A 21,994-nucleotide genomic window follows, 5' to 3' on the forward strand; every position below is an offset into this window, starting at 1 on the left:
CTCGCCGGTATTCCCGTATGGTGCGGGGGAACTCTAACCCGCGGAGACGCCCCGCACTCCCTTCACTTTCGCCCTCTCTTCCGCCCAATGCAGAGCCCCGCGGTCCGTCATCCGCGTCATCACCTCATTTTCCCCTCTCCCCCGCAATATGGGCCGCGATCTTCACCGCGTCCATTCCAATTTCCCGTATCTGTCCCGTCGGGCTAACCCAATAACCACAAAAATATAGTCCATCCTTCCCAAAAATTCCTGTCGGTCCACCGGCCGCCGCAGGTCTTCAAACCTTTCCTTTCCCACATCCACGATCTCCGCATAGTCGCGCCAGTACCCGATACCCGCTACAATCACGTCAAAGCCTTCAGTCTTTCCGTCTGCGAAATGAACATTCTCCCCTTCTACCCGATCGATGCCTCCATAAATTTTTATCTGCCCCTTCCGGATCAGTCGGATAGTCCCGATGTCCAGCACCGGCGCCGCCGCTTCCCGCTGAATTTGCTCCAGCGGGCCATAGGGTTTCTTCATCAACCCAAGTGTCGTGATATCTCCCACGAGCAGATCTACCAGCGGCTTGCTGATCTTGTCGGCCAGCGCCGGCTTCAACCTTCGCAGCAAAAGACTGATCTCCAGAACGGGGATCCCCAGAATATCTCTCGGTATAACGTTGACAGGCGAACGAACTGACATCGCCGGATACAATCCTTTTTCGCAAAGATCGATCGCGATCTCGCAAGCCGAGTTGCCAAACCCGACTACCAGTACGCGCTTGCCGGGATAGTCGCCAGCCGATCGATAGTCCTGGCTGTGCAGCGCCACGCCGGTGAACGTCTCTATGCCGTTTACATCGATGGGTCTGGGCCGGCCGTAGGCCCCGGTGGCCATTACCAGATAGCGCGAGGAGAATAGTCCGTTGTTGGTCTCCGTCATCCATACATTTCCCTCTTTTCGGATCGACGTCGCGCGTGTATTCAGCAAAGGCTGTATGTTAAAGGCCTGCCGGTAGTCTTCCAGGTAGTCGATCACCTGCTGGCGGCTGGGATAGCGCGGTATTCCGTTTCCAAACTTCTTATAGGGGAGGTTCGAGTATTTCTTGCTGGTATGAAGGTGTAATCGTTCGTAGTGGTTGCGCCAGGGTTGCGCGATGGCGTTCTCTTTTTCGATGATCGTGAATTCGATCTCCTGCTTTTGTAAAGAGGCGGCCATGGCCAGTCCTGAGATGCTGGCCCCTACGACAAGCGTTTCTGTATGCGTTGCTGGCATGCGGCTAATATAGGCATAACTTGGACGACATATCCGTTCGCAGTATAAGCCGTTGATAGACAATCCTCCTCCACCGGTTCGCGCTTCTTTGGGATGATGAAAGCCGGGTATATCTGTCTATGTCCCGCCTTCGGCGCGTCGTATTTTTGTGGTGTTAAAACATTCAGACTATGAAACAGCTAATTAAACAGTTATTTTTCGACCGCGAACTGGTAGAATCGATCAAGGTTTCCAATCAGGAATTTCTCTATGTCCAGTTGATCAGCGGAAAGATCACGATGAAGGAATATATCGCCGCTACTAAGCACTAATCCGGTAGTGGGCGGTACCTCCCGGCCGTCACACCTCTCTGACTCGCCGATCATGGGCTTTCCCGATTCTGACGGGTCACTTATCCAGGAATTCCTTGACCAGGGCTACCGTTATCTCCGCCATCCGGCTCCCATTTACTCCATCTCCGAGCATCGAATCTCCCAGGTAGGACCCATGGGTTCCCGGCACAATCACCAGGTCCGCGTTACGTATCACTTTCGACATCCTCACGGCGTGTTCCGTGGTATTGACGTCGTGGTCGGCGGAGAAAACCAGTGTCTTTGCTTTGATCGAGGCCATCTCTTCGTCAGTCCAATCCGTAAAGGCGATCATCCTTTCGACGTCCCGGTTAAACATAACCAGCAGGCGTTCCGGGTCAGGGTCAGTTTTAAGATAGGCGGCCTTCAGTTCAGGCGGCATCATATCGACCGTCGCACCTGCAAACCCGTCCCAAAATCCGGCAAATGCTCCGTCCCTGCGATAGAACGCCGACGCGATCACCAGTCTATTCACGGCTTCCGGATGTCTTATCCCAATCTCTATCGTCGTGTGTCCCCGTTGCTGAATCCAAACACATCCGCCTTTCCGATCCCAAGATATTTCAAAAGTGCCGCCACATAATCGGCATCCTGCTTGAACGTAATCGGCTCACCCGTGTCCCTCGTCCTTCCGTGCGCCGGCATCTCCACCGCAATCACCATCCGGTCGCTGGCAAACATTTCCAGCGTAAACCCAAAACTCACCGGGATCGTCGACCCGCCCCCATGTATCAGCACCAGCGGCGTCCCCCCTTCTCCATGGATCTCATAATACATCTTCAATTTTCCCAGCTGCGCGTACCCACTCTTTCCCCCTTCTCTCATGTCCCCGCTTACCCCCGCCCCGCTCCGGCTCCGGCTGTCTCCCGCTCCACTCCGGGCCTGCCCGCTTTCAAAAGATAAATTTCCCATTGCTTAATGTTTTATACCCCAAATCTACCATCCATTTCCCCTCCAAAAACACCCGGTTCAGACAATTAAGGGGTTATTTGCGACACCCCTATTTTCATTGTCTCACTTCTTCATCCCACTGCGCCCGCGCTTCCCTTTCCCCGGCGCTCCATCCGGCGGCCCCGCTTCTCACATGGCAGCCTGGCTGCTCCCCCGAGCTCCAATGACTTCGGAAAGCGTAAGCTGTTTCAAACAATATCTGGACAGTCGGTGATACGCCATTACCCTGGCCGCAATATCGTCGTGCCCATAGGTGAACTGCGGCGCCCCGGCGTACACAGCATCTGTCTCCACGCCCGAGCCACCGCGAGCCGCGAACATTCCATTGCTTTCGGGCGCAAACAACCCTGCCTGCAATTTCTGCAAATCACTTTCCCAGTCTACTAACACGTGCCTGTACTTATCGCAATAGGCATGCAACATCAATATCTTATCTGTCCAGTAAACTTTGTGAGCAACCCCGTCCCGTTCTTCTGGCCGCCCCTTCCACCAGTTGAACACCTCCATATAGTAGATGCGACGCGAAGTCAGGTCCGGTTTTATTATTTTGAAGAAAAACAATTCCTCCGCCCTTGTCTCAAATCCATTCAGTCGAAAATATTCCCGAAAATCCACATAAAACTTCTTGATTATCCGCAGCGCCCTTATCGTCAGTTCATCGACCTCTACAACCTCCCTCTGAATTTCAACCAGATCATTTTGCAATTTTATAAAGCGATGAAACACATATGCAGTAGCCATAAAATAATTTTTTGTTGGTAAAAAATAAAGACAAAAATCTCCCACCCCGGTCCCTTCCCGGTTAAAAAACTCCCCTCCGGAGCACTCCAATTTAAAAATCCTGAAACCCCGACTTGTTCGTTATCGGCCCCCGCCTCGCCTCAATCTCCGTCCATGGCTTGTACGGCAGTCGGTATTTTTTAGAAAATAAATACTGCCCATAATCCCAGAAGTGAAATATGCTTTTTGGACATAGGCGGTATAGTGTGGTATCACCGAGATTGCGTTTTTTAAATTCTACAAACTTTGCATAACACTTCTTAAATCTGCGCTCTTTGAAAGTCAACTCCGAAAATGTAAACGAACCATCTCCGTTTGAAAAGTCACAATCATTTGCACCAAAAACGAATCGTATCGGGGCGATATTACAAATCGCAACCACAAGCAGAACACCTACAAATAATTTTAAAATCTTTTTCATGAAATCAATTGCACTCGCCATGACTAAATGGAGAATTTAAATTATGGGATAAATCCAATTGAATGTTTGAAGCCTCCGTGCCTCCACTCATTTTCAGATTTGCCAATTTATCATACAGCTTTTGAGGCGAATTAGCAATTGTCACTGTTATTGGTTCCGACGACAAACCGTTTGTCAGCACAATACCTGCTTGTCTTAAAACATAAGGATCCATGGTTAGCGGAGTAGTTCTAGCAACATTGAATACGCTCAAAGCGTAATCCGTGCAATTCGACTTATCTAATAAATAAGGCTTGGCGCTAAAATTAACCGCTGCTGACCGAACGGCGTTAAATTGATCGTTATTAATAGTCATTATTAAACTAGCATTAATTTCATCATTACCGTTGTCTCTAATAGCCGATGGAATCGGAGAAAAAGGATCCCAAGCCGAAGGGGCAGTCTGAGGATAATAACCGAATGACTGGCTAACATTCATACCGTTTCCAGATTTGGTCACTACCAAGAATGTATGGCCCGAACTAATTCCTCCAGAAAAATTCATTGACATATCTGGAGAACTATTCACTGGAATATCAACACACAACTCAATTGTATAGGAGGCTCCTTCCGATGGAATCTGATCAAAACAATTAAAATACTTTTGGACATCAACAACAGGTTTATTGTAAATATACTCCCCCTCCAACTCAATCTCCCCTCCCCCCAACACCCCGGGCCTCACAATCCCCGCACCCGTCGGCACGACCGGACTATACACCGTAGTCCCCCCGGAACCAGACCCACTACCAGACCCGCCCGAAGAACCCGAACCTCCCGACTCACCCACCACATCAGAGACACCCGACGATCCCCCCGAACCCGGTCCACCCGGTCCACCCGGTCCACCACCGGTCCCCCCGGCACCACCACCAGATGAACCCGACGCCCCCGGCGACCCCCCGGCCAGAATCCCCCCCACCGGGACTCCCCACCACCCCATCAAAAGCCATATACGGCGTCCCCGCCGCCCCTCCTCCATATCCCACCACCACAACTTCCGGCAACCAGTCCGCATCCGGCGCCGGCAACGTCGTCACCGTCTTTCCCTCCACAATCGTCCTCGATACCCCCTGCCGCGGTTGCAAAGCGCCAATCACCCCACTCTCGATCCCCGAACTCATCACCACCGCGCCCGAGAACGAACGCGTCTCGATACTCCCCGATAAAACGTCAAGACTCAAACGAACCATCCTCCCTCCCAACACATTCCCCGACGAATCCGTCCTCACCAACAAAAACTCAGAAGCAATCGCCTTCCCCCGATACCCGATCCTCAAAACATTCGGCCCGCCCGAATACACCAGCGACGTATCCAACAAATTAAACCCCGCCACACCGACACTGTCCCTCAGATGCCCCATCACCGACCGCAAATAGCCGTCAGGCGAACCCGCCGCCCCCGGTCCCGGCGTGACACGAACATCTTTCCGGCATGAACAAACGAAAAACAAAATTGCTGCAATAATTACTCTCTTCATACTATAAGGTTTTATTACAGCCAAATTAAATCCCTTCTGCAATAGGACAAACAATTCAACGAACAACCTAAAAACTAAATGACCTGGATCATTTAGTATACTTTTTCTCTCCCTCGAAAACGTCTCCGGCTCCATATTCAGATAAGAAGCCACGAATTTCTGCTGTACATGCACCAGCATATCCTGATTGTCTTTATACCAGTGCTCAAATCGTTCACTGACGCTTCGCATCCGCAAATTAAAAGCTGCATATTCCAGAAGATCAGGTACTCGATCGTCAGCAATCTCCCTACCCGCTCGAACTGCGGAAATCTTTCATAGATCCGCTCCAACTCGTCATGGGAGATATAATAGACTTCCGTATCCACCAACGCCTGAATGATCTCAAAGCTCGGCTCCTGCCTGTAAAAACTATTGACGGCAACAACCACATTCGGCTCCCGCAATATCCACGTAGTCACTTCCGTATCATCCTCCTGCCTGTAATAACACCGCAGGATCCCCCGCCGGATGAAATAGATATGCCGCGACAATTTGCCTTCCTCCAGCAGGTATCCAAGCTTTTTAACAGACTCTACGCGGATCGCCGAAAAGAGATGCGACCTCAGCTCCTCGGAAAACCCGGAAGAAGACAAAGAATCCAAATAGTTGATGAGATCAACGACAGACCCGATCGGTCCTCCGTTAAAAGGTAAAATAGGCGTGGCCATTGGTAAGTTTTTTCGATAAAAAATACAACTACCGGAGCCTTACCCTGACCCAACGAAGTAACCATTTTCCCGAATTTAAAAATTGAAATATTTGGATCACTAAAAGTAACCACTTATCCACAGCACACGTCAGCCCGCGGTAATTTGAAAATTTATCAATAAATTTATTTAGCGCTAGACTAACTATTGGCCATTAACCAAAACACCATCTGCAATGAGAAACTCTGCCTTATCGATCGGACGTGTACTGCTATTCTTTCTTTTTCTTCTCTCTTTCAATCAATTGTATAGCCAGGTTACAACCGCCACACTCAGCGGCCTCGTCAAGAACGCCAAAGGAGAACCCCTTGGCGGAGCAACGGTAACCGTCAGCTTCTCCGAAGCAGGGATCAGGCTTACCGTGGTGGCACGGCCGGACGGGCATTTTACAGTTCCCAACCTCCGCGTCGGCGGTCCCTACAGCGTCATCGCCTCCCACGTAAACCTCGAACCCGCCGGACCCAATAATATCTTCCTCGAGCTGGGTCAGAACAACTCCGTAGAGATCACGCTCGTCGAAAAGGCACAGGAACTCTCCGGCGTCACGGTCACCGCCAACGCCCGCGGTTTCGACAACAAGAAAACGGGCGCCTCCACCAATATCAGCGGCCGCCTTATCCGGGACCTCCCGACCATCGCGCGAAGCGCCGACGACTACCTGCGCCTCACCCCCTCCGCCTCACCTACGTATAATGGTATTTCATTCGCCGGCCGCAACGGTCAGTATAATAATTTCTCGCTCGACGGCGCCGTCTTCAACAACCCGTTTGGTCTCGACGCCCCCACTCCCGGCGGCCAGACCAACGCCCAGCCCATCTCCCTCGACGCCATCGACCAGATCCAGGTCAATATCGCCCCCTATGACGTGACGCAGGCTGGCTTCACCGGCGCTGGTGTCAACACCGTTACAAAATCGGGGACCAATAAATTTTATGGGACGATATTCGGATTTTACCGCAACCAGGACCTCACCGGCAGCAGCGTTTCGCATAGCAAGCTGGTTGTGCCATCCCTCAATCACCTGCAGACAGGCTTCGCCTTCGGCGGACCGCTCATCAAGGACAAACTCTTCTACTTCGTCAACTTCGAGACCGAACAGCGCAAGGACCAGGCCACCAGCTATGTTGCCCAGAACGCCAGCAATATCGGCCAATCCAACACCTCCCGCGTCCTCCAGTCCGATCTCGACGCGGTCAGCTCCATCCTCAAAAGCAAATTCAACTACGACCCAGGCCCCTATCAGGGATTTACGTTTAACCAGAAGAACTATAAGTGGCTGGCCAAGCTGGACTGGAACATCAACAACGTCCACAAGCTGACCTTTATATACAATGGCCTCGACGCAAGCCTCGACAAACCCGCCCACCCCAGCGCCATCGGTCGCCGCGGCCCCGATTATTATACGCTGCAGTTCCGCAACTCCGGCTATAAAATGGTCAACAAACTAGAGTCCTTCAACCTCGAACTCAAATCGAATTTCAACAGCAAATTCGCCAACAAGCTCCGCCTGGTCTACACCTCTTTCCGCGACCACCGCGAACCCTTCTCCGCCCCCTTCCCCGTCGTCAACATCGACAAGAACGGTCTTCGCTATATCATAGCCGGCGAAGAGCCCTTCTCCATCAACAACGTCCTCAACCAGGACGCCTTCCAGGCGACAGATAACTTCAACATATTCCTCAACAAACATACCCTGACCACTGGGAGCCTCCTTCGAATCGTTCAAATTCGCCAACTCCTTCAACCTGACCGGCTATGGACCGGCCATTTTCTCCGACGCCGATATCCAGACCTTTAAGGACAGCGTACCCGTGAGCGGCGCCTACGTGTTCGGAGCCTACCCCCTCGACGTCGACGTCAATTTTGCCCGCAACGTCGCAAAAGCGGGACAGTACACATGGTACTACCTCACTGTGGGGCAGATCGGCACGTATATACAGGACGAATGGCAGATCTCCAACCGTTTCCGCCTGACCTATGGACTGAGGATGGATATTCCGCAATACTACAACGCCAGTTACAAGACCCCCAACCAAAATCCCGACGGGACATACAAAGGATCCTATCTCACCGGCAGCCCCACCGTCGCCAACAACGATCCGCTGCAACTATACGACGAGAATGGCAAGTCGGTTACCAACGGCGTCGGCAAGGATCTCGACAATACCCGTTTTCCCAAGGCAACACCGCTGTTCTCGCCAAGGGTCGGCTTCAACTATGACGTCAATGGAGACAAAACGCTGATCATCCGCGGCGGATCGGGTCTCTTCACGGGCCGCTTCCCATTTGTCTGGGTCGGCAACCAGATCGGCAACCCGCTGTCAAGCTTCTATTGTGTCACAGCACGGGACTTCAAATGGCCGCAGGTCTGGCGCAGCAATATCGGCACGGACCTACGCTCTCCCTGGGGAACGCTTTTCACCGTCGACCTGGCCTATACAAAAGACGTCCATGCAATGATGGTTAGAAACTATCAGCTCGGGACGCCCTCGGGCACCCTCAGTTCGGGCACCGGCGACAATCGCGCCGTTTACAATACAAATGACAAGGGCGCCGCCTCGGCCTATGTCTTCACCAACACCAACCTCGGCCACAGCTTCAATGCCACCTTCCAGGCGCAGCATACCTTCCCCAAAGGATTTTACGCCATGTTCGGATACAACTACCTGGTGTCCAAAGAGGCAAGTTCGGTATCCGCCGAGATCTCCAGCGACGCCTTCGACCGCAACCAGGTCGTAGGCAACGCCAACAAGGCCGTCGTCTCCAACAGCCTCTACGGCAACACCCATCGTTTCCTCGTAGCCGGCACCAAACGCTTCGTCTACGGAGAACACAAAGAATGGGGAACGACCATCTCCCTCTTCGGCTCCTGGACCTCGGGCAACCGCTTCTCGTATACCTATAACGGTGACCTCAACAACGACGGCTCCACGCTCAACGACCTGCTCTACGTTCCTACGGACGCGGAAATAAATGCCATGACCTTCACGGGCTTTACCGACGCCAACGGCGTTTTCCAGTCCGGTGCCGCACAACAGGCCGCATTCAGGGCCTTCATCCAGCAGGACAAATACCTCAGCAGCCACCGGGGACAGTATACGGAAAAGAACGGCGGCGTGACCCCTCGGTTCAGCCAGATCGACATGCGTATCCTGCAGGACTATAAGATCAGGATCAGCAAGACAACCTACCATACGATCCAGTTGAGCTTCGATATCGTCAATCTCGGCAACCTCATCAACAGCAACTGGGGCGTCCGTAAGTACGCGTCCACGGCCAGCTATTTTCAGCCGCTGACCGTCGACTACCACAATAATAGTCCGCGGTATACATTCGACCCGGCCCAAAAAAGCACATTTATCAGCAGTCCGGAGCTGCCCAGCCGCTGGCAGATGCAATTCGGTTTGAGGTATATTTTCTAAGGCTGGATCCTTTGCTTGTCGCGAAACAGCCCGTAAGAATAGACGATGGGCACGATCGCGAGGAAAAGGCCACCCACAGGCAGAACAAGGCTTGCACTGACTTCAGGGAGGAACAAGGTCAGTGCAAGCATTATGATCCCACCGTAGAACCACAGCCTTGACCCCAAACGATGGGTCTTGCGCCAGTTGTCGTCATCCGACAGCGTCCAAGGCGTGCGAATGCCAAAAAAGAAATTAGGTTTGACATTGTTCATATAATTGCCAAGCACCGCAAATAACAGGCAGACCAGCGCCAGCACAATCTTCGAAAAATGATCGTTGTGCCCTTCGCGATAGTTCGCGATGGTATAAACCGTAAATATCCCCGCCCCCGTCATAACTACGTTAGCCGCCCACGACACCACCACCATTACTTTACCCAGCGGCTTGCCCCGTCGTTTCGGATCGATCTTATCAGTGTTCAGTACCAGCAGGGAGATCCCCACAGCCAATACCGCAAAAAGAACAACATAGCCGCAACGCTCCACTTGCTGCCATAGTCATTAGCCACCATTTGTGCATTAAAATGTATCGGCACCCGGTCGGGCAGGCTGTTCCAGATGATCCCCAGATAGATCAGCGGCGCGAGAGCCAGGACCGACTGAAGAAGAATAGTTCTCTGTTTCATATACTAAAAATTGAAATTCATTTTTTCCCCGAAGACGCCCCCAGCTGCATGGCCCATTTTATCATATCGTCCAGAACAGTCGTGTTCAGGCTATAGATGATATACTGTCCCTGCTTCTCCGCTTCGATCAGCCCCGCCCGCTTCAATAGCTCGAGATGATGCGATATGCTCGGCCCGCTGATGCTGAATCGTTCAGCGATCTCCCCCGCCGTCATCTCCTTCTTTCGAAGCAACTCCAGTATTTCCCTCCGCGTTTGATCGTTCAGCGCCTTGAAGACCAGGTTCAACGTCATTATTTAGATATTTAGACAAATGTCTAAATACTTTTTCAAAAAAACAACTCCTTTCCATGATCGGCGTCCCTCGCCCCACCACCGGTGCAAATAACCAATTAAAAATCAGAGAAATTATCCGGGCAGCTAGCTCAAATATGCGCCCATACGACGTAGCGCAGATCGTTCAAAGAAAGTATCTGACATGGTAATTAGTGCGTCTTAACGCGTCGGTTTTGCTCGACAGACTTGATCCCCTTGATCTTCAGCTCAGCCAGAGACAACGACCCGCTCGACCCGGAGATCGTCCCCGTGATCCGCATGATCCTTTTAACCCGAATACCCATCTTCACCAGAGACTGCGCAATCTCCTGGATATTCGGCTTCTGGTTATCCTCTACTCTGGCTATAAAATCCATGCAACAAATATACAAATTCCCCTGCTCTCCCGCCAGACCCAGTGCCGCTCACCTCACAAACACCAATCCCGCCCCAACATCCACCTTCGGCTGCCCGATCGGCTCCACTCCTTTGATCAGTTTTTCCCATATCTCACCTGCGCCGGCCTTCGGAAACTGTTCCCACAACAACGCAACGACCCCGGCAACGAATGGTGTTGCCATCGAAGTTCCCGACTCCTCATCATGCCCTCCACCCATGCTGGCGCTCATAATATTATCCCCCGGCGCCGCTATATTCACCTCCCCCAAACCACCACTAGCTCCACGCCCTCCCACACTCTTACCCGACAGCTTCTTCACCCCAGCACAGGAATAATTAGCCACCTTCAGGGACTCCGTCAGCGCCGCCACAGCCAGCACGGAAGGACAGTTCGCCGGATGGTTGATCAGGCCTACAATGCCTTCCTCACGGTCGCTCTCATTCCCCGTGGCCGCTATCAGCAGACAGTTATTGGCCATAGCCGTCCTGGCCACGTCTTCAAATATCTCGGAATACCCCTCCCCCGGCGTCACAGCCGCGCCAAAAGACATGGAAATCACCTGACACCCCTTCTCCAATGCCCATTCGATACCCGCCAGCGCCGTCGCATCCGAGCCCTCGCCGGCATCATCCAGGATCTTGCCCACAAACAACCGCGCCCCCGAAGCCACACCGTAACGGGGACCCGCCTTACCCTTCCTTCCCCCACCCGCGATCCCAACACAAAAAGTACCATGCCCCTCCCGGTCCTTGGCCTGTCTGCCTACAAAAGACTTGCGATGGATCACCCTTCCCGCGAAATCCGGATGCGTAAAATCAAAACCCGTATCGAGCACCGCCATCTTCACACCCTTTCCCGTATAGCGGCTGTTCCGCACATTGATCGCCTGGATCCCCAGGTCGCAGCCGCACTGTTCTTCAAAGACCGGGCCTGCTTATATAAATATCGCTCGGGCTCAGCAGAAACAAAAGGACTATCCCGCAGCGTCAGCAACCTCTTCACCTTCTCCGCCGCCCCCTCGTTGATAACCACAACCCCCAGTCTTTCGAATACCACCCCATCGGCTTTTTCCAGCCCCTTCAACACACCGGTCCCAATCTCCTGCGAAGAGACCAGTTTCAATGACCTTGTCTTAGCTTTCTCCCCGACAACCGCCATACTCACCCCCTGCTTCAGCCGGACCAATAGCCTTCCCGTGAACCGCCTCCGATTCCCGGCCGCCAGAAGCCACAGCATCCGCACCCCCGGCCAAACCCGGCTTTGCCCCGGCCCCGCGGGACTTCCCCACTTCGACTTTCACTTTGGAAAAATGACCAGCTACCGGCTTAACCGCGGAGCCCGCCACAGCAATCCTTGCGGTAACCGCCTTGCTCGTGGACTTTCTAGAAGACTTTTTGATGGCATTCGGCAAATATAGGCACACCGGCTAATCGATCAAAGCACCTTCACCCCCGCAACAAAACCCAACGCCCTATTCCTGATCCCCGGAGAGCCCGCCATACGGATAGACCGCCAGCTTACGGAGACGAATGACCGAATATCCGACAATCGCCTGCGACTGGCTTCCGGTTAAGGCCGGAATAGCTGGTGAAACATAGCCATAGTAATTGGTAACGCCGCAATACCTGGCACTCAGCCGCTGCTCCCGCACCGAGTCCGCCGCCCGGGCGGTGGCACTGCACCTGGCCGCCACGTGAGGGCAGGCAGGCCGACGAAAAGCATAGGCAATAAGGACCCCGATCCCATTGTTAATTTTAATTAACAACTCGCCTCAAAAAGAAAAAATCCCTTCGATTTTGTATCTTCAGGGGTATGAAATTTTCACCCGGTCAGCAGGTCATCGTACTGGATACTACCCACAAACCCGCGGGCTCCGCAACAATCGTAGTCTACCATCCGGAAACGCACCAGTACACCGTCCTCTACCAGTACCCGGGCAGCCCCGAACCCGAACCTATACCCCTCCCCGAATACCGCCTGGTCTCCATGCCAACGGCTACCCCCACTAAAATGATCGAACCATCACAGTATTTACTACCTTCACAAAAGCAAAAGCGTAATAAAATGAAACATTGTCTCACAGGCCTGTTACTGCTGTTCTCGGCATCCGTATTCGCACAACAGACGGTTTACGAAAAATTTCAGAAGATTACAACCATGGATCAGGCGCAACAATATATCGCCGCCAATCCCGCCCTCAAACCCATTATCTTCAACGTATCCTCCGGCAAAGACACGACAGTCATCGGCAAACGCCTCCTCCGCCAGAACAAGGGCGACGTCTTCTCCGTCGGATACGTCACCTATAAGGTCCTCGACGCAACAGAGACCCTGGCCTACCGCGCAAGCTATATCTTCCTCGACGGCTCTACCCTGTCCAACACCCAGATCGACAGCCTGAAGAAACTGATCGTACAAAAAGCCAACTCCGGTACCCCCCGGGACCAGCTCTCCGATCAGTATACCATGGACGGTAACACCACCCACGGCGATACCGGCTGGTTCTTCGGCGAAGAAATGATGCCCAAAGAATTTCAGGATAACGTAAAAAATAGAAAGACCGGAGAGATCTTCTTCGTAGACGTATCGGACAAACAGTGGCACTACATCGTCAAAAAGACCTATGACGACTCGGACAAAAAAGAAATGACCATCCTTCGCTCCAACGGAAGATAACCCCAAAGGACACCCGATATAAGAGCCCCACGAGGGCTCTTTTTTCACTGTAGCATCGCTGCGGTGAATTTCTGTATTTTTTTGGCATGAAACGACTCAAACTTATCCTCTCCTCTGTCGCCATCATCATCGCCGTCACAGGAGCCTTCGCACTCCGCGAACAGCAGCAATCCTGTCCGTGTCAACCGCAACTCACCGGTACCCCGCCGCCTGCAGCTCGAACAGCTCCGCATATCGATTCCCCGCCTCCAGCAGCTCTTCATGACTCCCAATCTCGGAGACCTGCCCATCGTTGATCACCGCTATCCTATCCGCTATCCGAACGGTCGAGAACCGGTGCGAGATCACGATCCCGATCCGCCCCTTGAGATTCTCTTTTAACTCCGCAAATATCGCAGCCTCGGCCTCGGGATCGAGAGCCGACGTAGGCTCGTCGAGGATCCAGATATCGGCATCCCGGTACATGATACGCGCCAGCGCCAGCCGCTGCCACTCCCCTCCCGACAGATCATGACCACCTTCAAACAGCCTGCCTACTTTTGAATCCAGGCCTTTCGGCATCTTCCGGATCAGCCACTCGCTGCGCGAATCCTTCAGCGCCTTGGCGATCCGCCCCTCTTCCACATCCCCATACGGCCAGCCCATCACAATATTTTCCTTTACAGATAATTCATAGGTCGCATAGTCCTGGAAAAGCACCCCGATACGACTACGCAGTTCCTCCGGGTCCATATCTTTCACATCCACTCCACCGACCCGGATAGCCCCCGCCTGTGCGTCATAAAATCGGAGTAACAGCTTAACCAGCGTACTCTTGCCCGCCCCATTCTCCCCCACCAGCGCGATCAGCTCGCCCTTCCGAATAGTAAGACTAAGGTCCCGAACTGCCGACCCGGTTCCCCCCGGATAGGAAAAACCGACATGGTCGAACACGATGCTGTCGATCGTTCCCGGAGGAACGACCTTCGGCTTCTCCGGAACAGGCAGCAACGGCCCTATCGCAAGAAAGGAAAAATAGTCATCTAAAAATGTAGTATGCTGGTCCACCGCCACAAAAGTGCTCGTGATCTGCCCCAGCGTCCCCGACACCGCGGTGAACGCCCCGATCACCAGCACTACCCCGCCCGGATCGATCAGTCCTGCTGCTCCCCGGTAGGCAACGAATACATAGGCCAGCCCCAGCACCGTCCCCGCTACGATCCCGCTCAGTACGGAAATACGCGTTCCGCTGCGATACATCAGCTCCCGCTGCCGGAAAAGATCCTCCGACAGTTTGCGATGCCGCCCCAGCAGATAGTCTCCGAGTACAAACGCCCGGATCTCCTTGATCGTCCGCGACTGCGTGAACATATCGCCGATATACTGCCGCTCCCGCTCCTCAGGCGTCTCCTTATAAAAGTATTTGTAGAGTTTGGACGTGACCCGGCTCTCGATGATCAGAGAGAACAGGCTGGCCGATAGCGCAAAAACAACCAGCAGATAGTGAAGACTCGCCAGCAGACCCGCCATCAGGACGATCGTCACGATATTACCCGACAGCCCCAGGACCGACCAGGTAAGGTCTCCCGGCCGCCACGAAACATCCCTCTTCGCACGCGCAAGCCGGTCATACCAGTCCGAGTTGTCAAAATGCCCCATATCGACCTTCGCCGCCTTGGCCAGCAGCTCGACGCTCCGCCTCCAGCTCGACCCGTCGCACATACAAGTTGCGACCGTAACCTATATACGCACCTGCCGACCGCTGCACGACGATCGTGACCCATAGTCCTATAATAATTGGAAGTATATCCTGGAAAGAAGTGGCGTGCAGCCGCGCGTCCGCTATCTTGTTGACAAGCTGAGCGCTCAAATACACGCTTATCGGCGGCATAACGGCATTGAACATCCCAAGCAACGTATACCTGATCAGCAGCCTCGGCGAAGCGTGCCAGGCCAGGGCCATCCCGAGCTTCAGATTTTTTACAACTCTGTTGATCCGGCCTCCCGGCTTAATTCCGCTGGTTTGCATCCCTACAAGTTAAGCGAAAAATACCGGATATCACACCCACCCATGACGCCGACATCATTTGCCATCCCCTGAACATTGACCAGCGCCCGCCGCTTCCATAGCTTTGCTATATCAAAAAAAACAACATTATGAGCACCATTCTTTCTCCAACAACTGCGGCCACTTCCGGCCTCACCGAAGAGAACTTCCGCAACGGCGTAATGCCGCGCGCCCAGCTCTCCATTCAGGCCAGCCAACTGGCCGTCGAAAAAGCGACCCAAAACAACGCAAAGGAATTCGCCGGCTTCGAACTGGAAGAGGCCATCGCCGTAGTCAACGTCCTGACTGACGCAGGCACCATAGCTCCCCCATCTCTGAAGAAGGCAAGGCCCTGATCGATCGGCTGAGAGCCGCATCCGGCAACGAATTCGACCAGCTCTATATGCACGCCCAGCTGACCAATCACGAATTCCTCCGCGACCTCGCCAAAACCTACCTGAAGGATGCAAGGGGCAAAACATCTCCGGAAGAAAGAGAAACACAACATCTCGCAACAATCGCCTTGTTCGCCTTCAACGAACACGTCGCGCTCAGTAAACGCATCTACGGCGAAGTCAGCAACTGACACGGTCATCACCAATTCCTTACCGGCCAACAGCTAACAAGGCCCGCATTTCCGCGGGCCTCACTTACTCCAGCACCAACTCCACATCGGTCTCTGCATACCCCACACAAGTCAGCACCAACCCCTCCGCCAGATCCTTTTCGGACAAAACCTCGTTAATCGTCATCCTAACCCTCCCGCTGACACAGCGCGCCGCACAAGTCCCGCACCTTCCCCCTTACAGCTATACGGAAGCGCGATACCCTTATCAAGCGCCGACTGCAGAATGGTCGACGGCCAGTGCGTGGCAAACTGGACATCGGCCCCCTCCACACGCAACACCACCGCCCTCGGACTCGTATCAGCCAGCACCGGCGGCGGCGGAACATACTCCACCACAAAATTCTCCCGCTTTATATCCCGATCCGCAACCCCCAGCAATCGCAGCGTAAAAACGGCCATCCGCATGAACCCCGGCGGCCCGCACAGATAAAAGAACGGCCTCCGCCTTCCACGATCCTCACCCCAGATCTTCATCGAATCCAGCAACTCCGTCAGCAACGCATTATTGAGCCGCGCAACCCTTCCCTCCAAACCCGAAGCCCCCGACCCCGAACCCGACCCACTCAACAAACTCATCCACCTGAACCGCCCCGGCAACTCCCCCGCCATATCCCGCAGCCTATCCCTAAAAAGTATACTATCCCAATCCCGGTTCTGCGTGATCAGCACCACGTTCTCCTCCGAACGCTTATACAACGCCTCCTGGATCAGACTAAACACCGGCGTCATCCCGCTGCCCGCCGCCACAAACACTTGCGTCCGCTCCTTCCCATCTTCCAGAACAAACTTCCCCGACGGAGGCAGACATTCAACCACATCCCCCACTTTCAAATGATCGATCAGATAACGCGACACCTCCCCGTTCGGCACCCGCTGGACAGTCACCGACGGCAGCCGGTCGATACCCGGCGTCGAAGAAAAGGAATAAGACCGCCGAACCTCACGGCCATTAAACACAAACAAAAAGGTAAGAAACTGTCCCGGCCGATATGCAAGAACAGTTCCATCAGCCGGCTCCACAACAATAGTCACCGCATCCGTCGCGGCAAAAAAGACGCTACTACCCGTAGCCGAATTACATTCATACCCGCTAAAATACGCCAATTTCCTCCGTCAACCAGGCCGGCCAAAAACTCAACTCATAAAAGATTTATCTCCACCTCCACATTCCCCTTTATCGCCTTCGAATAAGGACAGGTCTCCTCGCCCGCCTTTACCAGCGCCATCGCAGTCTCCCGGTCAACCCCCGGTATACTGATGTTGAGCCGCGCCGCAAGCGAATAACCGGAAGGACCAAAACGCAGGTCCACCTCTGCATCGATCGCCGTATCAGGCGAAAGCGTGACCCGTCTCTTCCGGGCCTCGATCTGCATCGCTCCCTCGAAACAGGCGGACCAGCCGGCCGCAAACAGCTGCTCGGGATTGGTTCCCGTACCATCCGTCCCCGGCGTCGAAAGCCTGAGATCCAGATGACCGTCCGAGCTGCGGGCTACGCCATGCTCCCGGCCACCAGTCGTGTGCGTCTTTGCTGTGTACAGCAATTTGTCTGTCATCGTTTCCATTTTTTTATAGATTGTTAGGATGAAAAATCTGCAAGAGACCCCAACGGGGCGTCAAGATCTGCACCGATCGTCAACTCCTTCCATTTCTCCAGCTCGGCCGACATCTCAGCCAGCTTCTTCGAAGCACGGCTATACGCATCGGCACCCAGGAACAAATGCAGAGGCGGATCAGCCCTCTGCGCAAGAGCGACGAAAATTTCAGCGGCCTTCTCCGGATCACCGGTCTGCCGCCCGTTCATAGCCAGATAGGTAACACGGATACCAGACTCCGCCACATCCAGCGCAAGTACCTCCGAAAAGGCAGCCAGCGCCGCCTTCGTGGCCGAATAAACAGGCCACCCCGGCGCACCCACAAATCCGGCCACACCACCGATATTGATAATGTATCCCTCTCCCTGCTTTCGCAGAACAGGCAAAACGGCCTTGACCACAGCAATGGCCGCGACCAGATTGACGTCGATAATATCCCTGATCTTCTGGTCTTCGGTCTCCTCCAGCTTACCCGCCATTCCATGCCCTGCATTGTTCACGACCACGTCTATCCGCCCAAACGCCTCGACGGTCTGCCGGACCGACTCTTCGATACAGTCGCCGTTGCCAGGGTCAACGCTGAGCGGCAACCACCGCTCGCTGTCTACCAGACCGACCGCATTCTTCAGCATCTGCGCATTCCGGGAAGTGGCTGCCACGCGATAACCCGCGGCGAGCAATTTCTTTACCAGCGTCAAGCCCAGTCCCTGGGAGGGCCCGGTAATATACCATACCTTTGAGGTGTTCATAACGACAGTTTTATTCGCTGACATCGCTGATCATCTTGTTCACGATCAGCCATTTTCCGTCGATCTTGTGGAAGGAAAGGAACTCCTCATAGTTGAAATCATACATCTTCACCCTGAGCGCCACCACCGCAATCGAATTGACTACACGGATATCCAGTATTTCCCCCTTAAAGGGCTTTCCGGAATCTTTGACGCTCTGACGATGCTCCACCCCATCCAGATACTGGTCCAGCGTCTTGGCATAGGGCTGCCCCTTCACGTCTCCGAACAGCAGCGTGCCGGGATGATAGATCTTGCGAAGCTTCACCACATCACCCACATAGATCCCTGGAAGATATTCGTTCTCCAATACCTGTGAAATAGCCAGCGAATCCTGTTGTTGCGTTTCCATAACTGTTTTGTTTTGGGCCCTGATGCCCATCCACAGGGAGGACATCAGGGTAATTAATAATAGAGCCTTCATTTTAATTGAGGTTATGACCGGCGCCCATGCCCCCATCTACGTTGACAATAGCACCGTTGATGAATTTACTTTTTGCGATCGTATAAACCATCTCAGCGATGTCTTCGACCTCGCCCACCCTTCTTTGCAGGTGCAGCCCCGCCATCTTATCACTATGATCCCCATGCATCGGCGTTCGGATCACACCCGGCGCCACCGTATTCACCCGAATATTTTGTTCCCCAAACTCCGCAGCCAGCTGCAGGGTCAGCGCATGGACCGCCCCCTTGCTCGAGATCGGCGCGCTCGACGGCGCACCGCCCAGCGCATGATAGACATTGGGCGTCCCAATATTGATCACCACGCCTCCCTGCTGCTTTAGCATTTGCGGTATCACCGCCTGGGTCGTAAAGAACGTCCCTTTCAAATTCGTATTCAGGAACCGGTCGAGATACGCCTCATCGACTTCCAAAAATGGCCTCGTCTCAAAAATACCGGCATTGTTCACCAGCACATCGGCGGAACCGAACCGGTCCAACGCCACTGCAACCAGTTTCTCCCCCGTCTCACGACGACTCACATCACCGGCCACCATCGCCAGTTGCGGCCCGCCGCCCAGTTCGGCATAGGCCTGTTCCAACTTCCCAACAGTAGTTGAGTTGATCACCACATTGTCACCCCTGTCCAGAAAATACTTCGCTACCGCCTTTCCAATACCGGACGAAGCCCCGGTCACTATAATAGTTTGCTTTTTCATATACTTATTTTTTATCTGCCGTGATCCCTTTTTCCCGCAATACGGACACTTGTTCTCCGGCTACTCCCCAGTTGTCCAGATCGACCTCGTCGATGATCACATGCGTAAGGTTAGGCTCCTTGTTCAATACACTGCTGATAAGATCGGTCGCCCCTTTTATCAACTGCTGCTTCTGTTCCCGCGTGACCCCCTCGCGGGTCAGCTCGATCGTGACGATTGGCATAAAATTGTCTTTTAAGCAAAGGCTATGCGACAGCCTTTGCAGTTACAGTGACATCCAGATTAAAATCATTGTAGATCAGCGTGTCTCCAAGATCCTTAAAGAAATTCCCGCTGCGGAACTTCATCTCATAGTCCGTACGGTCGATCACGATCTTCCCGGTTGCCTTCAGCACATCTCCTTCGACGCTCACGCTGGCATCAAAACCAACCGGTTTCGCGATCCCCTTGATCGTCAGTACTCCCTCTACATGGTTCTTAAGTACTTCTTTGATCTCAAAAATGGCCTCCGGATACTTTTCAGACGAAAAGAAATCATCCGAAGCCAGGTGCCCGGCAAACTGCGCATTGGTCGCAGGGTCGGTAACGTCGAGTATCCTGATGGAAGTCGTGTCGATCGTAAACTTCCCGGCCGTCAGCATCGACCATCCGTCAAAGTAAGCTCACCATCTTTAAGTGCGATCGTTCCGTTATGTGCACCTGTTACTTTCCGGCCCACCCAATCGATATTGCTCTGAGCAACTACGATATCAAATTTCTGCTGTTTCATATTTGTGTTTTTTGATACCACAAAGTAACAGCGGAATCCCGGGGTGATTGCGTGACCTATATCACATTCCAAAAACCACCCCAAAACCTACCAAAGACAGCACTCCAATTAATTATCGACAGCATCACCATCCGACAGCTGCTGAGCCAAGGAGAGATCATCACCATCCCGCCCCGGGGGAAACCACTTACCGCCACTACGTTTAAACTACTCGTAAACGTTTGCGTAAATAAATTCGCCCGTCTGGCACACCCGTGCAGTGGCAAATCCATTACCTTGATCAGGTAAACCTTTTTTAAATCCTCAATTGCTTTCACATGAAAAAACTTCGCACCTCTGTACTACTGCTCACCGGCCTCATCCTTTCCACCCTACTGCTGCTCCGTTGCACCCGGACCGGTCTTTCGTCTTCCAATCCCACCGCACCCGGCGCCAACGCGACAGCAGGTTCACTCGCCGCACAGATCACCTCCTTTGTCCACCCCGCCATCCTGAATACCCAGGCCAGCCTCGACCTCGTAGGCAGCCAGGTCAACGGCGGTGACCCCACCCGTTCAGCCTCCTATCAGAAAGTCCTCGACTGGATCAACGACCCCAACCACCCCATTCCCACCAGTTTCTATTCCACCGTCGTAGTAGGCTCCAATGGCGCCACCTCTCCGTCCAAAAGCCAGATTCGCAAGGACGCCGAGCTGGTCTATGCCCTCGCCCTCCGCTGGACCAAGACAGGCAACCAGACATACGCCAGCCAGGCCATCGGCATACTCAACGGCTGGTCATACACCTTTCAGAACTATGCCCTTCTCGACGCTTCGACCAACCCCAACCAGCCCGACCTCGAAGCCTCCTGGACCACACCCAGCTTCGTAGCCGCAGCAGAGATCATCCGCTACTACCAGGTCAACGGCGTCGGATCCGGATGGTCGTCCGCCGATATCAACCAGTTCAGCAACTTCCTCAATACCGTCAAGAACAATTACATCAACAACACCCCAGTCTATAACAACAACTGGAACGCCTCCGCCGGATACGCAAAAATGGCCATCGGCATCTTCCTCAACAGCACCACCGTCTACCAGAACGGCTACAATATGATCATGCAGTACCTGCCTGTCATCATCAATCAGTCCAACGGAACCATCCCGGAATACTGCGACCGCCAGGACTGCGTACATTTCCAGTACTCCCTCACCGCCTTCTCCTACGCAGCAGAGCTCGCCCGTCTCCAGGGCGACAACAGCATCTGGACCGCCCTCAGCAACCGCCTCAGCGCCGGCTACGACTACCAGTGGAAAGCCTTCAGCGGCGGAGTCACCTGCACCAGTTGCTCCTGCCAGCCCTGTTCCCTATCCAGCAACGTCTTCCCCGGCGTCGAGGTCGCATACAACTACTACAAGTCCGCGAATCTGGCCAACCTGCGCCAGCTGCAGGACCCGCTCGGCGTACCCAACGACAACACCTTCCTTGGTTTTACCACCTACACCCATTTCAACGTGTCGGGACTTTGACCTTTATTCAGCCGGA

The 21,994-nt window shown here is 53.6% G+C and carries 32 protein-coding genes; 7 read left to right on the top strand and 25 right to left on the bottom strand.

Annotated features, from left to right (window positions below; genetic code table 11):
• Nucleotides 1–162: 162 nt before the first annotated feature.
• On the bottom strand, nt 163–1,257 hold the full coding sequence (locus ACQ86N_RS25160) for a flavin-containing monooxygenase (protein ID WP_431209449.1): 1,095 nt from the start codon (nt 1,255–1,257) through the stop codon (nt 163–165).
• Between the two features lie 170 nt (nt 1,258–1,427).
• Here ACQ86N_RS25160 and ACQ86N_RS25165 point away from each other — a divergent pair, with 170 nt between their 5' ends.
• The gene (locus tag ACQ86N_RS25165; protein ID WP_431209450.1) at nt 1,428–1,568 is read left to right on the top strand and encodes a hypothetical protein; all 141 of its coding nucleotides are present in this window, start codon (nt 1,428–1,430) and stop codon (nt 1,566–1,568) included.
• 76 nt (nt 1,569–1,644) lie between these two features.
• Here the strand turns inward: ACQ86N_RS25165 and ACQ86N_RS25170 are convergent, their stop codons facing one another.
• From ACQ86N_RS25170 to ACQ86N_RS25195, 6 genes are all read right to left on the bottom strand, one after another.
• Nucleotides 1,645–2,082, bottom strand: a complete 438-nt coding sequence (locus ACQ86N_RS25170) for an alpha/beta fold hydrolase (RefSeq protein ID WP_431209451.1) — start codon at nt 2,080–2,082, stop codon at nt 1,645–1,647.
• 26 nt (nt 2,083–2,108) lie between these two features.
• Nucleotides 2,109–2,519 (bottom strand): alpha/beta fold hydrolase, encoded by a 411-nt coding sequence (locus ACQ86N_RS25175; protein ID WP_431209452.1) that lies wholly within the window; start codon nt 2,517–2,519, stop codon nt 2,109–2,111.
• 168 nt (nt 2,520–2,687) lie between these two features.
• On the bottom strand, nt 2,688–3,344 hold the full coding sequence (locus ACQ86N_RS25180; protein ID WP_431209453.1) for an RteC domain-containing protein: 657 nt from the start codon (nt 3,342–3,344) through the stop codon (nt 2,688–2,690).
• A 419-nt stretch (nt 3,345–3,763) separates the two neighbouring features.
• The gene (locus tag ACQ86N_RS25185) at nt 3,764–4,447 is read right to left on the bottom strand and encodes a hypothetical protein (RefSeq protein ID WP_431209454.1); all 684 of its coding nucleotides are present in this window, start codon (nt 4,445–4,447) and stop codon (nt 3,764–3,766) included.
• A gap of 145 nt (nt 4,448–4,592) precedes the next feature.
• Nucleotides 4,593–5,279 carry a hypothetical protein gene (locus ACQ86N_RS25190; RefSeq protein ID WP_431209455.1) on the bottom strand — a complete coding sequence of 229 codons (687 nt, stop codon included), beginning with the start codon at nt 5,277–5,279 and terminating at the stop codon, nt 4,593–4,595.
• Nucleotides 5,280–5,416: 137 nt separating this feature from the next.
• A complete protein-coding gene (locus tag ACQ86N_RS25195) occupies nt 5,417–5,989 on the bottom strand; it encodes a Crp/Fnr family transcriptional regulator (RefSeq protein ID WP_431209456.1) in 573 nt (190 codons plus the stop codon).
• Nucleotides 5,990–6,203: 214 nt separating this feature from the next.
• Between ACQ86N_RS25195 and ACQ86N_RS25200 the strand changes: the two genes are divergently transcribed.
• Together ACQ86N_RS25200 and ACQ86N_RS25205 are read left to right on the top strand one after the other, a co-directional pair.
• Nucleotides 6,204–7,826, top strand: coding sequence for a carboxypeptidase regulatory-like domain-containing protein (locus ACQ86N_RS25200; protein WP_431209457.1), 1,623 nt, complete (start codon nt 6,204–6,206; stop codon nt 7,824–7,826).
• Between the two features lie 13 nt (nt 7,827–7,839).
• The gene (locus ACQ86N_RS25205) at nt 7,840–9,450 is read left to right on the top strand and encodes a hypothetical protein (protein WP_431209458.1); all 1,611 of its coding nucleotides are present in this window, start codon (nt 7,840–7,842) and stop codon (nt 9,448–9,450) included.
• Here ACQ86N_RS25205 and ACQ86N_RS25210 read toward each other — a convergent pair.
• The 7 genes from ACQ86N_RS25210 to ACQ86N_RS25240 form a co-directional block, all read right to left on the bottom strand.
• Nucleotides 9,447–9,935 carry an SdpI family protein gene (locus ACQ86N_RS25210; protein WP_431209459.1) on the bottom strand — a complete coding sequence of 163 codons (489 nt, stop codon included), beginning with the start codon at nt 9,933–9,935 and terminating at the stop codon, nt 9,447–9,449. The two genes, ACQ86N_RS25205 and ACQ86N_RS25210, sit on opposite strands and share 4 nt — an antisense overlap.
• A complete protein-coding gene (locus ACQ86N_RS25215; protein WP_431209460.1) occupies nt 9,911–10,117 on the bottom strand; it encodes a DUF1648 domain-containing protein in 207 nt (68 codons plus the stop codon). The genes ACQ86N_RS25210 and ACQ86N_RS25215 overlap by 25 nt, the downstream gene beginning before the upstream one ends.
• A gap of 17 nt (nt 10,118–10,134) precedes the next feature.
• Complete coding sequence (locus ACQ86N_RS25220; RefSeq protein WP_431209461.1) at nt 10,135–10,410, bottom strand: autorepressor SdpR family transcription factor; 276 nt, start codon at nt 10,408–10,410, stop codon at nt 10,135–10,137.
• A 191-nt stretch (nt 10,411–10,601) separates the two neighbouring features.
• Entirely contained in the window at nt 10,602–10,808 is a 207-nt protein-coding gene (locus tag ACQ86N_RS25225) for a hypothetical protein (RefSeq protein WP_431209462.1), read from the bottom strand.
• Nucleotides 10,809–10,856: 48 nt separating this feature from the next.
• Nucleotides 10,857–11,708 carry a S8 family peptidase gene (locus ACQ86N_RS25230; protein ID WP_431209463.1) on the bottom strand — a complete coding sequence of 284 codons (852 nt, stop codon included), beginning with the start codon at nt 11,706–11,708 and terminating at the stop codon, nt 10,857–10,859.
• The gene (locus ACQ86N_RS25235; RefSeq protein WP_431209464.1) at nt 11,675–12,067 is read right to left on the bottom strand and encodes a hypothetical protein; all 393 of its coding nucleotides are present in this window, start codon (nt 12,065–12,067) and stop codon (nt 11,675–11,677) included. The genes ACQ86N_RS25230 and ACQ86N_RS25235 overlap by 34 nt, the downstream gene beginning before the upstream one ends.
• A 235-nt stretch (nt 12,068–12,302) precedes the next feature.
• Nucleotides 12,303–12,596: a hypothetical protein gene (locus tag ACQ86N_RS25240; RefSeq protein ID WP_431209465.1), complete on the bottom strand. Its 294-nt coding sequence runs from the start codon at nt 12,594–12,596 to the stop codon at nt 12,303–12,305.
• 47 nt (nt 12,597–12,643) lie between these two features.
• Here ACQ86N_RS25240 and ACQ86N_RS25245 point away from each other — a divergent pair, with 47 nt between their 5' ends.
• Entirely contained in the window at nt 12,644–13,507 is an 864-nt protein-coding gene (locus ACQ86N_RS25245) for a peptidylprolyl isomerase (RefSeq protein WP_431209466.1), read from the top strand.
• 192 nt (nt 13,508–13,699) lie between these two features.
• Here the strand turns inward: ACQ86N_RS25245 and ACQ86N_RS25250 are convergent, their stop codons facing one another.
• Together ACQ86N_RS25250 and ACQ86N_RS25255 are read right to left on the bottom strand one after the other, a co-directional pair.
• Nucleotides 13,700–15,208 (bottom strand): ABC transporter ATP-binding protein, encoded by a 1,509-nt coding sequence (locus ACQ86N_RS25250; protein WP_431209467.1) that lies wholly within the window; start codon nt 15,206–15,208, stop codon nt 13,700–13,702.
• The gene (locus tag ACQ86N_RS25255; protein ID WP_431209468.1) at nt 15,132–15,515 is read right to left on the bottom strand and encodes a hypothetical protein; all 384 of its coding nucleotides are present in this window, start codon (nt 15,513–15,515) and stop codon (nt 15,132–15,134) included. The genes ACQ86N_RS25250 and ACQ86N_RS25255 overlap by 77 nt, the downstream gene beginning before the upstream one ends.
• 128 nt (nt 15,516–15,643) lie before the next feature.
• On the opposite strand from ACQ86N_RS25255, the gene ACQ86N_RS25260 reads away from it, so the two are divergent.
• Both ACQ86N_RS25260 and ACQ86N_RS25265 read left to right on the top strand, forming a co-directional pair.
• Nucleotides 15,644–15,889 carry a hypothetical protein gene (locus ACQ86N_RS25260; RefSeq protein ID WP_431209469.1) on the top strand — a complete coding sequence of 82 codons (246 nt, stop codon included), beginning with the start codon at nt 15,644–15,646 and terminating at the stop codon, nt 15,887–15,889.
• 8 nt (nt 15,890–15,897) lie between these two features.
• Nucleotides 15,898–16,119, top strand: a complete 222-nt coding sequence (locus tag ACQ86N_RS25265; protein WP_431217590.1) for a hypothetical protein — start codon at nt 15,898–15,900, stop codon at nt 16,117–16,119.
• A 64-nt stretch (nt 16,120–16,183) separates the two neighbouring features.
• Here ACQ86N_RS25265 and ACQ86N_RS25270 read toward each other — a convergent pair whose 3' ends face one another.
• The 9 genes from ACQ86N_RS25270 to ACQ86N_RS25310 all read right to left on the bottom strand — a co-directional run bounded on the left by ACQ86N_RS25270 (nt 16,184) and on the right by ACQ86N_RS25310 (nt 20,470).
• Nucleotides 16,184–16,285 (bottom strand): hypothetical protein, encoded by a 102-nt coding sequence (locus tag ACQ86N_RS25270; RefSeq protein WP_431209470.1) that lies wholly within the window; start codon nt 16,283–16,285, stop codon nt 16,184–16,186.
• A complete protein-coding gene (locus ACQ86N_RS25275) occupies nt 16,282–17,265 on the bottom strand; it encodes an FAD-binding oxidoreductase (RefSeq protein WP_431209471.1) in 984 nt (327 codons plus the stop codon). The genes ACQ86N_RS25270 and ACQ86N_RS25275 overlap by 4 nt, the downstream gene beginning before the upstream one ends.
• A 35-nt stretch (nt 17,266–17,300) precedes the next feature.
• A complete protein-coding gene (locus tag ACQ86N_RS25280; protein ID WP_431209472.1) occupies nt 17,301–17,714 on the bottom strand; it encodes an organic hydroperoxide resistance protein in 414 nt (137 codons plus the stop codon).
• 23 nt (nt 17,715–17,737) lie between these two features.
• Entirely contained in the window at nt 17,738–18,502 is a 765-nt protein-coding gene (locus tag ACQ86N_RS25285; protein ID WP_431209473.1) for an SDR family NAD(P)-dependent oxidoreductase, read from the bottom strand.
• Nucleotides 18,503–18,512: 10 nt separating this feature from the next.
• Entirely contained in the window at nt 18,513–18,893 is a 381-nt protein-coding gene (locus tag ACQ86N_RS25290) for a nuclear transport factor 2 family protein (RefSeq protein ID WP_431209474.1), read from the bottom strand.
• Nucleotides 18,894–18,966: 73 nt separating this feature from the next.
• Nucleotides 18,967–19,701 carry an SDR family NAD(P)-dependent oxidoreductase gene (locus tag ACQ86N_RS25295; RefSeq protein WP_431209475.1) on the bottom strand — a complete coding sequence of 245 codons (735 nt, stop codon included), beginning with the start codon at nt 19,699–19,701 and terminating at the stop codon, nt 18,967–18,969.
• 4 nt (nt 19,702–19,705) lie between these two features.
• The gene (locus ACQ86N_RS25300) at nt 19,706–19,924 is read right to left on the bottom strand and encodes a tautomerase family protein (protein ID WP_431209476.1); all 219 of its coding nucleotides are present in this window, start codon (nt 19,922–19,924) and stop codon (nt 19,706–19,708) included.
• A gap of 22 nt (nt 19,925–19,946) precedes the next feature.
• A complete protein-coding gene (locus ACQ86N_RS25305; protein ID WP_431209477.1) occupies nt 19,947–20,342 on the bottom strand; it encodes a YceI family protein in 396 nt (131 codons plus the stop codon).
• Complete coding sequence (locus ACQ86N_RS25310; RefSeq protein ID WP_431209478.1) at nt 20,336–20,470, bottom strand: hypothetical protein; 135 nt, start codon at nt 20,468–20,470, stop codon at nt 20,336–20,338. Before ACQ86N_RS25310 ends, ACQ86N_RS25305 begins: the two co-directional genes overlap by 7 nt.
• 317 nt (nt 20,471–20,787) lie before the next feature.
• Between ACQ86N_RS25310 and ACQ86N_RS25315 the strand changes: the two genes are divergently transcribed.
• A complete protein-coding gene (locus ACQ86N_RS25315) occupies nt 20,788–21,978 on the top strand; it encodes an alginate lyase family protein (RefSeq protein ID WP_431209479.1) in 1,191 nt (396 codons plus the stop codon).
• Nucleotides 21,979–21,994: the final 16 nt, after the last annotated feature.

Origin of the sequence: Puia sp. P3, assembly GCF_050632245.1 — a bacterium.
GTDB lineage: Bacteria > Bacteroidota > Bacteroidia > Chitinophagales > Chitinophagaceae > Puia.